General features: G+C 38.7%; 13 protein-coding genes. 10 read left to right on the forward strand and 3 right to left on the reverse strand.

Translation table 11 applies throughout. From position 1 onward, the window contains the following. The first annotated feature begins 35 nt into the window (after positions 1–35). The 5 genes from AC4G3N_RS11670 to AC4G3N_RS11690 all read left to right on the forward strand — a co-directional run bounded on the left by AC4G3N_RS11670 (position 36) and on the right by AC4G3N_RS11690 (position 5691). The gene (locus tag AC4G3N_RS11670; RefSeq protein ID WP_140461923.1) at positions 36–671 is read left to right on the forward strand and encodes an amino acid ABC transporter permease; all 636 of its coding nucleotides are present in this window, start codon (positions 36–38) and stop codon (positions 669–671) included. A 12-nt stretch (positions 672–683) separates the two neighbouring features. Then, positions 684–1346, forward strand: a complete 663-nt coding sequence (locus AC4G3N_RS11675; RefSeq protein ID WP_139892246.1) for an amino acid ABC transporter permease — start codon at positions 684–686, stop codon at positions 1344–1346. Between the two features lie 313 nt (positions 1347–1659). Further along, positions 1660–2574, forward strand: a complete 915-nt coding sequence (gene murB, locus AC4G3N_RS11680; protein ID WP_139892247.1) for a UDP-N-acetylmuramate dehydrogenase — start codon at positions 1660–1662, stop codon at positions 2572–2574. A gap of 172 nt (positions 2575–2746) precedes the next feature. Further along, positions 2747–3955: a quaternary amine ABC transporter ATP-binding protein gene (locus AC4G3N_RS11685; protein WP_066106383.1), complete on the forward strand. Its 1209-nt coding sequence runs from the start codon at positions 2747–2749 to the stop codon at positions 3953–3955. Beyond that, positions 3952–5691: a glycine betaine ABC transporter substrate-binding protein gene (locus AC4G3N_RS11690; protein WP_066106386.1), complete on the forward strand. Its 1740-nt coding sequence runs from the start codon at positions 3952–3954 to the stop codon at positions 5689–5691. Before AC4G3N_RS11685 ends, AC4G3N_RS11690 begins: the two co-directional genes overlap by 4 nt. Before the next feature lie 272 nt (positions 5692–5963). On the opposite strand, the gene AC4G3N_RS11695 is transcribed toward AC4G3N_RS11690, so the two are convergent. After that, positions 5964–6242 (reverse strand): AbrB/MazE/SpoVT family DNA-binding domain-containing protein, encoded by a 279-nt coding sequence (locus tag AC4G3N_RS11695; protein WP_066106388.1) that lies wholly within the window; start codon positions 6240–6242, stop codon positions 5964–5966. A gap of 208 nt (positions 6243–6450) precedes the next feature. Between AC4G3N_RS11695 and AC4G3N_RS11700 the strand changes: the two genes are divergently transcribed. Further along, positions 6451–6693, forward strand: a complete 243-nt coding sequence (locus tag AC4G3N_RS11700; RefSeq protein WP_066106389.1) for a YkuS family protein — start codon at positions 6451–6453, stop codon at positions 6691–6693. A 59-nt stretch (positions 6694–6752) separates the two neighbouring features. On the opposite strand, the gene dnaN is transcribed toward AC4G3N_RS11700, so the two are convergent. Then, the gene (gene dnaN, locus AC4G3N_RS11705; RefSeq protein ID WP_066106897.1) at positions 6753–7883 is read right to left on the reverse strand and encodes a DNA polymerase III subunit beta; all 1131 of its coding nucleotides are present in this window, start codon (positions 7881–7883) and stop codon (positions 6753–6755) included. Positions 7884–8361: 478 nt separating this feature from the next. Next, entirely contained in the window at positions 8362–9528 is a 1167-nt protein-coding gene (locus AC4G3N_RS11710) for an MFS transporter (protein WP_491090250.1), read from the reverse strand. 291 nt (positions 9529–9819) lie between these two features. Between AC4G3N_RS11710 and AC4G3N_RS11715 the strand changes: the two genes are divergently transcribed. From AC4G3N_RS11715 to AC4G3N_RS11730, 4 genes are all read left to right on the forward strand, one after another. After that, the gene (locus AC4G3N_RS11715) at positions 9820–11328 is read left to right on the forward strand and encodes an ABC transporter permease (protein WP_491090251.1); all 1509 of its coding nucleotides are present in this window, start codon (positions 9820–9822) and stop codon (positions 11326–11328) included. Between the two features lie 12 nt (positions 11329–11340). Beyond that, positions 11341–12039, forward strand: coding sequence for an ABC transporter ATP-binding protein (locus tag AC4G3N_RS11720; protein ID WP_066106398.1), 699 nt, complete (start codon positions 11341–11343; stop codon positions 12037–12039). An 81-nt stretch (positions 12040–12120) separates the two neighbouring features. Further along, complete coding sequence (locus AC4G3N_RS11725) at positions 12121–12810, forward strand: response regulator transcription factor (RefSeq protein ID WP_139892251.1); 690 nt, start codon at positions 12121–12123, stop codon at positions 12808–12810. After that, complete coding sequence (locus tag AC4G3N_RS11730) at positions 12797–14290, forward strand: HAMP domain-containing sensor histidine kinase (RefSeq protein WP_491090300.1); 1494 nt, start codon at positions 12797–12799, stop codon at positions 14288–14290. Before AC4G3N_RS11725 ends, AC4G3N_RS11730 begins: the two co-directional genes overlap by 14 nt. Positions 14291–14619: the final 329 nt, after the last annotated feature.

Below are 14619 nucleotides of genomic sequence, written 5' to 3' on the forward strand. Positions count from 1 at the left end.
CTCATCCTGATTGATTAAGAGGAGTGAATCAATTGCTGGATTTTTCTATACTCGCAGAAAATATGGATATGTATTTAGAGGGTTTTCTAAAGACGATACAAATAAGTTTATTAGCCCTCGTAGGAAGCTTTTTTTTAGGAGCAGTGATCGCAGTCATGAGGATTGCGCCTTTCAAGCCACTTAATTGGATTGGGACTGCCTATGTTGAATTTGTACGAAATATCCCCTTATTGATCATTGCATTTCTCTTTTATTATGGGGCGAAAATGCCAGGCTTTGCGGCGGGATCATTAGCATTAACGATCTATACGGCGGCTTTTATAGCAGAGGCCATTCGTGCAGGGATTCTTTCAATTCACAAAGGGCAAATGGAAGCAGCCCGTTCATCAGGCTTAACCTATGGGCAGGCCATGAGAATGATTGTTTTGCCTCAGGCTATAAAAGTTGTTATTCCTCCATTAGGCAATCAATTTATTAATTTAGTCAAAAATTCATCCATTTTGGCTGTCATTGCTGGCGGTGAATTAATGTATCAGGCTGATTTGATCTCTCTCCACACATTTGTTGTATTTGATGTCTATATTTTTGTTGCTATATTCTATTTGGTTATCACCATTCCACTCAGTTTAGGTGTAGGGTATTTAGAAAAACACCTGGCAAAAAGCTCGTAAGGAGGCGTAATCATGGATTTTGCAGGAGCATATACGCCCGATAATCTTAAATTTTTAGTAGATGGATTTCTTGTTACGCTAAAGGTTGCTGTAATTTCTATTATCCTTAGTTTTATTATCGGGGGGATATTAGGAATAATCCGTTATGCCAAGGTACCATTGTTATCAAAGATTGTGGCGGTTATCGTAGAAACGATCCGAAATCTGCCACTAATCCTAATTATTTTCTTTGTTTATTTTGGTTTACAGGATCCAAGCAGAGGCTGGTCCTTGAATATGAGTGTAACGACTGCGGCCATTATGGCGTTAACCATTTTTGAATCTGCCATGATTTCAGAAATTATCAGAAGTGGCCTAAACTCAGTGCCAAAAGGACATATAGAAGCAGCTCGTTCATCAGGTTTAAATTACATACAGACACTTATTCATATTATTTTGCCACAGGCCTTGCGGAACATGGTTCCACCTATTGTTAGTCAGTTTATTTCCTTGTTAAAAGATACATCATTAGCGGTTATTATTGCATTGCCAGAACTGACACATAACGGCCAGATTATTTACGCGCAAAACGGGAACTATATTTACCCCATCCTGATTCTCGTTGCACTTATGTATTTTGTGGTTAATTACGGTTTATCCTTAGTTGCAAGAACATTAGAGATTAAAAGGGCTTAGAGTGTGTACTTAGCATCATCCTTAAGGAGGGATGATGCTTTTTGCACATTAGTTTAGGTATATGTCATATACATAAAGAAAAATGGTTCATTTAATTAACTCGATGTATCTTGGTATAGATATAACTATTTTTTTATAGGGCATATTTATAGTATGATAGTCAATGAGGTTGTTCTAAAGATATCTCACTAACAGGATTATCGTTTTACTCATGAATGTGATTTTAGCGATTTCCAACCATTTGCAGTGATTTCCCAGAGTGAATCATGTATATAATAAGATATGACAAATATAAATTCAGAAGGTTGAGAGTATGAATAAACAAAAAACAATTGAAGAATTGCAGCAGATTATTCAAGCAGAACATATTAAACAGGATGAACCTTTACGTGAATATACATTTACTAAAACGGGTGGGAATGCAGACTTTTTGGTGTTGCCTACAACCTATGAAGAGGTTCAAAATACGATACTTTATGCACATAAGAATGATATTCCGTTGACGATTTTAGGAAATGGATCGAATTTAATTGTTAGAGATGGTGGAATTAGAGGAATTGTCCTGATTCTAAACCATTTAGATAAGATTTATATGGAAGATGGAAAAATTATTGCCCAGAGCGGTGCAACCATTATTGATGTATCCCGATTTGCTTTAGAACAGAAGCTGACGGGATTAGAGTTTGCTTGCGGAATCCCTGGTTCAGTCGGTGGAGCTGTGTATATGAATGCTGGTGCTTACGGTGGAGAAATTTCACAGGTCATTGAGTCAGCTATCGTGTTAAATGAGAAGGGTGAGCTTCTTACATTGACGAAGGATGAGATGGAGCTTACTTACCGTAGCAGTTTGATCGCCAAGCAAAATTATATCGTTTTAGAAGCCCGTTTTGTTCCAGTACCGGGAGATGTAAAAGTAATTAAAGAAAAAATGGATGAGTTAACCTTTTTAAGGGAGTCCAAGCAACCGCTTGAGTATCCTTCCTGTGGAAGTGTATTTAAACGTCCGCCTGGCTATTTTGCGGGTAAACTGATTCAGGATAGCGGTTTGCAAGGGGCTCAAATTGGTGGAGCACAGGTATCTACAAAGCATGCCGGTTTCATCATTAACACTGGCGATGCTACTGCTACTGACTATCTGGCGCTGATTAAGCATGTTCAGGACACGGTTAAAGCTAATTTTGGCGTCAGCCTGGAAACAGAAGTAAAAATAATTGGTGAAGAAGAATAGAATTTGATAAATTGAATGTCTGGCCCCTCATAAAAGAGGGGCTTTTTTAGTGTCAATTCTTATGCAAAAGGGTATAAAGGAGCAAAAAAGTTTAGATTTTCCCGAAATAGGATATAGTAATAAGTAGGGGAAAATGGTTTGTTTCAAAAAAATACATAGAAGGAGTGGTTGTTTGCAGCCAAAGATAAGTATAAAAAATGTTGTAAAAGTGTTTGGAAAATCTCCACAATCTGCACTTGAATTATTGAAGCAGGGCTCTTCAAAAAAAGATATCTTAAAGAAAACAGGATGTACGATTGGGGTTAATAATGCCAATCTTGATATCTATGAAGGAGAAATTTTTGTTGTTATGGGGTTATCGGGGAGTGGGAAATCCACGTTGATTCGAATGTTAAACCGTCTAATTGCCCCGACATCCGGTGAGATTTTGATTGATAATGAGAATATTGTTAACATGTCACCGGCTGAATTACGTGAAACTAGAAGAAAGAAAATTAGTATGGTGTTTCAAAACTTCGCCCTATTTCCTCATAAAACTATCCTGGAGAATACAGAGTATGGATTGGAAATTCAAAAAATACCTGAACAGGAACGAAAACAGAAGGCAATGGAATCACTAGAAGTAGTTGGCCTAAAAGGATATGAAGATCAATATCCATCCCAATTGAGCGGCGGGATGCAACAGCGTGTTGGACTTGCGAGGGCTTTGGCCAGTGATACAGATATTCTTCTTATGGATGAGGCATTTAGTGCCCTTGATCCACTTATCCGCAAAAGCATGCAGGATGAGCTGCTGGAGATCCAGGATAATTACAAAAAAACAATTGTGTTTATTACGCATGACTTGGATGAAGCTTTAAGAATAGGTGACCGGATCGCTTTGATGCGTGATGGCAGGGTAATTCAAGTGGGAACTCCTGAGGAAATCATGATGAATCCTGCCAATGATTATGTTGAACGATTTATTGAAGATATCGATTTGTCACATGTTCTGACTGCGTCTTCGATTATGACTCGGGCGGAACGTATTACAATTGACAGAGGTCCTCGTGTTGCCTTACAAATTATGAAAGACAGGGGATACTCCAGTATATTTATCGTAGACCGCAAGCAGACACTGCTTGGGGCGCTCTCCGCCGACCAGGCAAGAGAAGCTATTCTAAAGAAAATCCCTATAGAAGAGGTCATGACAAAAGAAGTGCCAACAGCATTGGAAAATACGATTCTATCTGATTTGCTCGACGATATGGCAAATGCACAAATCCCATTAGCAATCGTTGATGAAGCTAACAGATTGAAGGGTGTTCTTGTACGTGGTGTTGTCATTGGAGCATTGGCTGGTAACAAAGATGTACTCCAAGATAAGGAGGAAAGTCAATGAACCTAGAAAAATTACCGATAGCTTCTGGAGTAGATCGTTTTATTGATTGGGTAACAGAAGTATGTGGACCACTATTTAATTGGATTTCGATGTTCATTCAAACTATTATTGATACAAGTGTGGAAGTACTGGGCTTAGGACCTTCCATTCTGTTAATTATCCTGATTACTCTGCTAGTTTTATATACAAATAATTGGGGCATGGCATTATTAACGTTTATAGGATTATTATTGATTGATAATTTAGGATTATGGGATGCTATGATTCAAACATTGGCATTAGTATTGGCATCCGTACTGATTACGGTTATTGTCGGAGTCCCAATTGGTATTTGGGCGTCACAGAGTAATACGGTGAAGAGAATTGTAATGCCGATTCTGGATTTCATGCAAACGATGCCTGGCTTCGTTTATCTGATTCCTGCCATCCTTTTCTTTGGAATTGGAGTCGTTCCGGGAATCGTGGCCTCTTTTATTTTCGCTGTTGCGCCGACGATTCGAATGACGAACTTAGGAATCCGGGAGGTTCCGGCAGATTTAATAGAAGCTTCTCAAGCCTTTGGTTCCACCACGTGGCAGAAAATCACAAAGGTCCAACTGCCATTGGCTGTTTCAACGATAATGGCCGGAATCAACCAAAGTATCATGCTTTCTTTATCTATGGTGGTTATGGCATCCCTTGTTGGTGCGCCTGGATTGGGTGCCGAGGTATACCGTGCCGTTTCGCAAATAGCAGTAGGTGAAGGATTCGAAGCTGGTTTAGCACTTGTTATCATTGCAATTATTTTAGACAGATTATCGCAAAACCTCAGAACTCCTGTATATGAAAGAGTAATTGCTAAGAAATGGGTTTATAGTTTCATCATCTTAATTTTCCTTGGAGGATACGCATATATAGCATTATCTTCTTCTGCAGAAACAGGTACAAAAGATGATGCTTATGTGGGCAATCAGGTGGATTATAAAATTGTGGGTATTGAGCCTGGAGCAGGAATTATGTCAGCAACTGAAGAAGTGTTGAAGAAATATGGACTGGAAGAAGACTGGACTTTGCAGGAAGGATCATCTGCTGCTATGGTTGCTGAGCTTCAAAAAGCTTACGATAATCAGGATCCAATTATTCTGACAGGTTGGACACCGCATTGGAAGTTCCAAAAATATGATCTGAAATATTTAGATGATCCCAAGAATGTATATGGCCAAAGTGAAAACATCCATACATTGGTCCGAAAAGGTTTGAAAGAAGAGTTGCCTGGAGCAGAACAAATCTTAGATCAATTTTACTGGACTCCAGCTGATATGGAAGAGGTAATGGTGGACATGGAAGGAGGAATGACACCAAAAGAGGCAGCCGCCAAATGGATTGAAAAATATCCAAATAAGGTGGATCAATGGCTGACAGGTGCAGAAAAGGGAGAAGGACAAAGTATTAGTCTAATCTATGTTGCCTGGGAGTCAGAGATCGCATCAACAAATGTTATTGGTGAAGTATTAAGAATGCATGGATATAGTCCGGAATTAAAGCAGGTAGAAATTGGGCCGATGTTTGCATCAATTGCCAATCAAAAAGCAGATGCCATGGTTGCGGCTTGGCTGCCATTAACTCATAATGCCTACTATGATAAGTATAAGGAAGATTTAACCGATCTGGGTCCAAATCTAAAAGGTGCCAAGAGTGGACTCGTTGTTCCTACTTACATGGATATAGATTCAATCGAGGATCTAGTGAAAGAATAATTGAGTAAATGACATATTGTTTTGCAGATGATTTAGGGCATGAGTTCGGTACTTTACTGGACTCATGCTTTTTGTTTTGCCTGCATGATAAATCAGAAAGTTGGACGGCTGCATAAAGGGGTGGAACAATGTGGTGCCTCAAAGGATGTTAATCTTTTTTACGTGATCTTTTTGTAAATTTAAATGTTCAATAATTGAAACATATTAGCGTTTATGCTGGAAAGTACAAAATTCTCTTGAATTCGAGGTAAAAGGCGATAAAGAATCGCCTTTTATCTTTCAATCACTCGATTTAATTCTGAATTTAGTATTCGTAATCCTTCCTGACTTAACACAATCTTTCCATTGGCTAATGAAATATTCTGATTACTGACTTCACCTGTAATGGCACAAGCCTTACCCGGTGTATATTTTTGCAGGATAATTTTGTCTTCATCCGTAAAAATCTCTATAGAATCTTTTATGTTAATATCAAGAGTTCTTCTAAGTTCAATCGGCAGTACAATTCTGCCGAGTTCATCGACTTTTCTAACAATCCCAGTTGACTTCATTTTCACACCACTTTTCTTTCCTTTTTATAGAATAATAGTCTTAAATTGGTTATAAGTAAATAGTTTTGCTCAAATATTAACATGATTGTAATACTAAATGCTATACCAGTAATAATAATATATATACCAATATTTCGATTGACCTTCTGCATTTTTGGTATAATTTGTCGCCTTAATGGACAATTTACATAAGAAGGAGGTGGATGTTATGGCTAAAATTGGTGTGGAGCAATCTTTATCAGACGTTCAACAAGCTTTACGTGATAAAGGACATAATGTAATCGAATTAAAACAGGAAAATGACACACAAGGGTGTGACTGCTGTGTTGTATCCGGCCTGGATATTAACGTAATGGGTATGCAGGATACAGCAACAAAAGCTTCAGTGATCAACGCTGATGGTCTTACTGCTGAGGAAGTATGTCAGGCAGTTGAAAACAGAATTCAATAAAAAATAACGGCTGCCGTGTACAAGCAGCCGTTATTTTTTTTCTAAGAAATAGATTTACATCAATACGATCGTACAGGGGATATAAGGTGAAGATGAGACGGATTGTTAACTGGTTCAATCAAGACGGGTCTTAAGGATCCGCCAAAACTTAATTTTACTTCTTTTTCTTTTATGGCTTTTAAAGCATCGAGTAGAAATTCTCCATCAAGAGATATACTTAAATTAATTTCACCTTGAACCATTCTGATATCCATTATTTCTTCGATTTTCCCCATGTCTGTTGAGTTTGATGCAATCTTTATTTGTTTACCATCTATCATTTCAATCAATATATTGTTATTTTTCCATTCACTTGCAAACAGCCGAGCCCGATCTATCCCCTTTAATAACTTTACTGTATCTAGTATCATGACGGTTTTCGAATCGGCTGGTATAAGTTTAGAGATGCCAGGGAAATTACCTTCAATAAGTCTGGAATATAATGAGGTAGTCGACGATTTGAATACGATATAATTGTCTAATATGTAAATATGTATAAGATCTTTTTCATTATTCATTAGTTTTGTGAGCTCAGTAAGGCTGGCACCAGGAACAATGAAAGAAGCTTCAATTTGTGAGTTTATTGGTACTTTCCTTAAAGCCAGTCGATGGGAATTGGTCGCAACACAGGTTAGCTTATTCTCTTTAAACGACATATTCACACCAGTTAGAACAGGTCTTGTTTCACTTTTGGAGACTGCAAATGTAGTTTGTTTGATTATTTCCATTAAGGCAGAGCTGTGTATCTGTATAAAATGGTTTGTCTTTATTGAAGGGTAAGTGGGATACTTGCCAGGATTAAATCCATTTAGGTATACCATGACTTCATCAGATTGAATTTTAGCTACGTTATTTCCAGTTACCTTTATATGAATATCATCAGATAATTTTTTTACAACTTCACATAAATATTTAGCTGGAAGAACTGCGCTGCCAGTTTCATCTATGTTTAATATCCGGATACCGTTCATTTCTAAAGGAATTATTTTTTCTATTGCAATATTGGAATTGCTGCCAATCAGGATTAAACAATCCTCCTTAGCGACCAACTTTATGCCTGTTAGAATTGGTAAAAGCGATTTTGTTGTCACTGCCCTGCTAACATCGGATAATGCCTCGTTGAAATAATCTTTACTTATTGTAAGTTCCATTAGAAGTCTCCCAAGTCCATAATTAGTTTCATGTATATTCAATTCTCCAAAAAGAATCATATTCCTTCTTTCAGCATGAATCCTTCCGGTTAACTTACTAGCCATTAAGTTGCATAAAATTAAGTAAAGGCTCCCCGCTAACAAAATGTTAGTTATGATATACCTATATTCTATAATTCACTCAAAATTCCTCCTAAATATAGACCGAATCTAGATTGCAAGTGAAATAGCGGAAAGGAAACTGATGATTAGGATATTCTAGGGAGAGTAACAGGGGGAATCCCGCCGATTCGGCAGGAAATCCAGCGGGAAAGAGGCAGAAACCAGCCAATTAGGTGAATAAACCAGCGGAAAGCAGGAATAATCAAGCCGGATTGAGGAAAAAACCAGCCAGCGCCTGCCCATAGCGCTTAAGATTACCTCTTATAAAACAAAAAAGCCTCCGATGGTAAAAATCGAAGGCTTCAATACTATAATTTTATAAAGCTTGAACTTTTCTTGCCTGAGCATGGTAAACCTGATAAAGCAATAATGCACCTACAGTCAGAATAGCTCCTGAAATATAAGGGAGTCCAACGGCGAATGAATACAGTAAACCTCCAAGTGGCGGGCCTATGATCCTGCCAAGGGAATCAAAGGATGAAAGTAGTCCGGTTGAGCTGCCGTGTCCTCCTGTTGAGGTCTTTGTCAGCAATGCAGTGACAGCTGGACGAATAAGCCCATTGCCTAACCCGAAGATTGTTATAAAGAGTGTTGCAGTCCAGAAGCTATTGGTAAATAGGATTAGTATAAACCCGATGATTGAAACGATTAGCCCGATTTGAATGACTCGGCCTTCTCCCCATTTCTTCGTCATAATTCCAATGAGTCCTCCCTGCACAATCGCACTGCCAAATCCCATAATCATAAAGATATATCCTAATTGGACCGTATCAATTCCAACCTTATTAGCGGCAAAATAAGCAAAAGTTGCTTCAAGACCAGCCATAGACAAAGATACGACGCATTGAAGCACAAACAAGATAGAAGCAGCACCGCTAAAATTCATCCACATCGATTTGTTGCCCGAGCTTTGTTTTCCTAATTGTTCAGCTGTTAAGGATTCCTTAAGAACAATAAGTACTAATAAGAACGTCAAAGTAGAGAGGATTCCGGCAATTAAGAAAGGCGTATTTAAGCTGGATTTTGAAAGAATCCCGCCAATTGCTGGACCGAAGATGAAGCCTAACCCGGTCGCTGCTCCTATAATCCCCATTCCTTTTCCACGATCTTCTTCAGTCGTAATATCTGCTACATAGGCCATGGTAGTTGGCATATTGGCTGAGGAAAGGATACCACCAATGATCCGTGCCACAAACATTATCCATAATGAATTGGCTATGGCCATGATGAAGAATGATAAAGCCAGACCAAATATACCGATTAACATGACTGGTTTTCTGCCGATTCGATCCGATATCTTTCCCCAAATCGGAGCGAAAATTAACTGCATTAACGAATAAACTGCCATTAGTAAGCCAAGCTGGGTAGGTGTGCCGCCGACCTCTTCTGCTAAAAATGGAAGGACCGGAATGATAATCCCGAAGCCAACCATCACTAAAAACATGACCAGGAATAGAACGGGCAATATTTTTTTATTTTCCATGAGTTTCTCCTCTAAAACCGCTCAAAATGCTTAGATAATTATGTGTCTATGAAGTATAAAAAAATCTATGTATCAAGCGGTTATATTAATAGTTATATTCTTTTCAACTGTACATAATCAATATTTCTAACGTCAATTGTAAAGCTTTTCATACAAATATAATAGTTTCGCCTACACAAATATTTTTAGTTTTGTTTGACATTTTATCGACACATTATGGTCGTAAGATTTTTTATAGAAAAGCTTTTCTAAGGATTTACCCGGTATAGATTGTCAGAAAGGATGAAAAAGATGAACTTTATAAAAAGGGCTTTTTTAAGTGTAAAAGCCAGAAAAGGGAAGAGCATTCTACAGTTAGTTGTATTCACAGTTATCTGTGTGCTTGTTTTATCTGGCGTATCGATACAAACAGCAGCAAACAAATCAGCAGAGCTCGCAAAACAGAGTCTTGGCAGTGAAGTCACACTAAGTGCTGATCGAGAAAAATTAATGGAGCAGCAACGGCAGGAGCGTGAAAATCAAGAAAACAGAGAACCTGTTAGATTAACAGAAGAGCCTGTCGCGGTTGAGGATGCAAATGAATTACTATCTTTGTCACAGATAAAAGGATATAACTATTATTCTACTACATTTGGAGTGGCTGGAAATTTTGATCCAATAGAAACAGAGTCAACAAGTACAACAAATGAAACGAACAAAAATGGCCAAGGTCCGGGATTTGGAGGAGGCGGCAGTCCAAGTATGGCGGATGCCGATATTAGTCTCCAGGGAGTAGCTTTTACAGATACAACAAGCGAATTTATGGATGGAGATGCCGAAATGGTAGAGGGCACTCATCTATCAGATGACCATTTAAATAAAAATGTAGCCATTATCGAAGAGACACTGGCTGGAGAGAACGAATTGGTAGTTGGGGACCAATTAGAGGTGACCTCTTCAACAGATGAAGATACAACTGTTGAAGTCGAAATAATCGGCATTTACAAAACTTCTTCAATATCTACTGATTCAGGTATGATGAACTTCACTGCCATGAATCCGTATAACAAAGTATATGTACCATACACACTTGTTAATGAATTGAAGGGTGAAGATTACAAGGATACAATCGAAAGCGCAGTCTACTACATGAATGACCCAGCGGATACGGATTCTTTTATTGAGGATGCAGAAGCGACCGGAGCTATTGATACGGACATATTTAAATTGGATGCCAACGATCAGTTGTATCAACAAATGGTTGAACCAATTAACAATGTAGCATCCTTTTCTAAGAACGTTGTCTATCTCGTGACTATTGCAGGTGCGATTATTTTAGGACTGATTGTAATGCTTGGTATACGGGAGCGTAAATATGAAATGGGCGTACTGCTTGCCATTGGAGAAAAGAAGAGCAAGTTGATAGGGCAGTTTATTGTAGAAATACTAATCATTGCTGTATTTGCACTTGGTATAGCTTCTGTCACTGGTAATGTAGCAGCTGATAAAATCGGCGATCAATTATTATCCCAACAAGTAGAAACGGATACACAATCCACAATGGATCCATTTGGCGGTAAAGGAATGCAAATGGAAGGCGGCATGGGCCCTGGAATGGGAGGAGGAGGAAACGCTCCTGGTGCACCGAATCAGGCACAGGTGGAAACAGCTCAAGTGGATGATCTAGATGTTAAAGTAACTGCTTCCGATCTTGGTATGTTAACCGGTATTGGTTTACTGATTGCCATCCTGGCTACATTGATCCCATCATTATCCATACTTCGATTGCAGCCAAAAGCAATACTTTCAAGACAGGATTAGGAGGAACCGTAAATGAGCGCATTATTGGAGTTTAAGGATCTAAGTTATTGGTACAGACATAATAATAAACAGCATGATATAGTAAAGAAAATTAATGTTTCTTTTAATAAAGGATTATTTTATGCAATTGTCGGTCCTTCCGGTTCAGGAAAAACTACGCTTCTCGCCTTGGCGAGTGCGCTGGATGCTCCTAAGGATGGACAGGTATTATACGAAGGAAAAGATATTAGAAAAATTGGATATACCACGTTTCGAAATAAATATGTTTCGATTGTCTTCCAATCCTATAATTTACTGCCCTATATGACTGCGTTACAAAATGTCACTACAGCGATGGAGATTACCGGAAATAAGGTTAAGGACAAAAAACAGTATGCACTCGAGATGCTTAGAAAAGTGGGCATCGATGAAAAGCAGGCTGGACAAAAGGTGCTCACACTGAGTGGCGGTCAGCAGCAACGTGTCTCCATTGCACGAGCCCTTTGCTGTAAATCAGATTTAATTGTAGCAGATGAACCGACTGGAAACCTCGATGAGGATACCGCTCAAGACATCATTAAGTTATTTATGCAGCTGGCACATGAGGAAAATAAATGTGTCATCATCGTTACGCATGATCAGCATATTGCTGACATTGCAGATCAAACGATTCGCCTTTCTAAAGGCCAAATAACGATTGTTAATAATATAAGCGAACATTCGCACCAATAAGTGAATTTTGTTTAATGAAAATCTCCGAGTTATCGGGGATTTTTGTCCTATCTTTTAATCCTCGAGGAGTGAGTACGAAAGATGCAAAAAATCATGATTGTAGAAGATGAAAAAGCCATCAGCCAGGTTTTAAAGGCTTACTTGAAGAAAGTAAACTACGAAGTTGAACAAGTATTTACAGGTGGTGAAGCCATTGCTAAATTTGAGGAGTTTCAACCGAATCTTGTTTTGCTCGATGTTATGCTTCCAGGTATGAGTGGATGGGATATATTAAAAGAAATTCGTACGAAAAGCGCATGCCCTGTTATTATGCTCACAGCACTTGGTGATATTAATTACAAGCTCACAGGCTTAAATGATGGAGCTGACGACTATATCACTAAACCCTTCATTGGAGATGAAGTGGTTGCCCGTGTCCAGGCAGTATTGAGAAGATCTGGACAGGTCATTGATGATAAGGAAAAGAAACAGTTTGGCGCGTTGTGCATTAATATGAAAGCTCATAATGTTACATTAAATGGAGTAGAGCTTGACTTAACACCGCGCGATCTCTCACTGCTCATCTTCTTGGCACAAAATCCTAATCAATTATTTACGAGAGATCAATTAATTGATCATGTATGGGGGATGGATTACGACGGCAGTGACCGAGCGGTAGATTTGTCCATCAAAAGGCTGAGAAAGTCTCTGCAAAACTGGCCTGCATCTGAAGGAGAAATTAAAACTCTGCGAGGATTGGGGTATCAATTAAGTGTCTATGAAAAAAAATAATAAACTGCAAATGTATTTTCTGAAGCACTTGGGTCAAAAAAAGAAAAACCATCCGACTAAACGTGTCAGTTTGTTGAAATACTGGACGACACGATATCTGGTTACCCTGTTTATTGGACTTATTGTCATAGGATTCCTTACAGGAATCATTATCAGGCAATCCACTCTTAATAAGAACCTGGATATTAATAAATATTTGGCTGAGGAAGTAGCAGCGCGAATACTGGATCAAATGGTTGGAACTGATATTCAAACAGAGCAGAATCCAGAGGTTTTTGCCAATCGAAAAAAATTATTAGAGGTCAGCGGCAATCCGTCCATTTATGTGGTGGATGTAAATGGAAAAATAGTAATTGAGAATCGTTCAAGTAATCACCTTAATGTATCTTCATTTTCAACTGCACTGCTTAATAGTAAGGATGAAGTGAAACAATTAAACAATATTGGTGGCAGAGATTATTATTTGGTTAAGCGGCCTATGATTGTGAATGATACGGTGATTAGTTGGATTGTCGTTATGCAATCTGAGGATGAGTTAACTGCAGTAGATCAGGAATACAAATTACTTTTGATTATGATTTTAAGTTTGGCCTTGCTCGGATGGGTTGCGATTTACTTTTTATCCAAAAGACTGGTTAAGCCGATTGAGAATGTAGCTGAAGCAGCTAAGCAGGTTCAAAAAGGAAATTATAATATTGAACTTATTGAAGAGGTAAATGAACAGGAAGTTTATGATTTAGTCCATTCCTTTAAGGAAATGGCTATTAAATTGGAGCAGCTTGAAGCTATGCGAGCTGAATTGCTGGCAGGTGTAACACATGAATTAAAGACGCCTGTAACGTCTATCAGCGGTTTGCTTCAAGCCGTTAATGATGGAGTTGTAACAGGGGAAGAAGCAAAAGAGTTTCTGGCCATATCCTTACAGGAAACGACTCGTATGCAAAAAATGGTGGGAGACTTATTGGAGTTCAACTCCTTTACAGCCAATGCCATCCCTGTTAACAGAGAGTCTGTAAAAATTGGTGAGGTCATTAATGAAATGATTTACCAATGGGATATTGTGCAGGATGATCAACTTGTTAAAGTTACTGTACAGCAACCAAAAGAAGATATGGTAGTATCGGCGGACCCTCTGCGATTGCAGCAAATTATGATTAATCTCTTGAATAATTCCAAGCATGCTATTCAAGGAGAGGGAACGATAGAGGTCCGTATTTATAAATATGATGAGGATCATGTCGCAATCGATGTACAGGACAGCGGTTCGGGAATCCCGCTTGCCGAGCAGGATTTAATATTTGAACGTTTTTATCGAGGAGAAGATAAAAAATACAAAATCCGCGGTCTAGGACTAGGACTCCCATTCAGCAGAATGCTCGCCAATGCAATGGATGGAGATTTGGTATTAACGAATAGCAGTGAAGAAGGTACAACCTTTACTATAGTACTGAAGAGCCTTATCTTAAGGAACGAAGACTAAGAACGCCACGTCCTGTGGCAACGTCTTCATGACCTACATCCTGTAGGCCCGTGAGGAGCATAAGACAGAGGCTCGAAGGGGGATGTTCTTCCCCGAAGAGGCTATGCTTATGTCCCGAACTCCTAGGCTCTGAAGCCGGATTACCATAGTGCTGAAGAGCCTCGTTTAAGGAACGAAGACTAAAAGCGCCACTTCCTGTGGCAACGTCTTTGTGACCTACATCCTGTAGGCCCCCAGAACATAATGATTATGTTTAAAAGCTGCCAAAGAACAGGCAGCTTTTAAATTTTTTAAGAGGAGAAAAGATTTTGACATTTTGTTGACACATA

The organism is Bacillus sp. z50 (assembly GCF_058313585.1).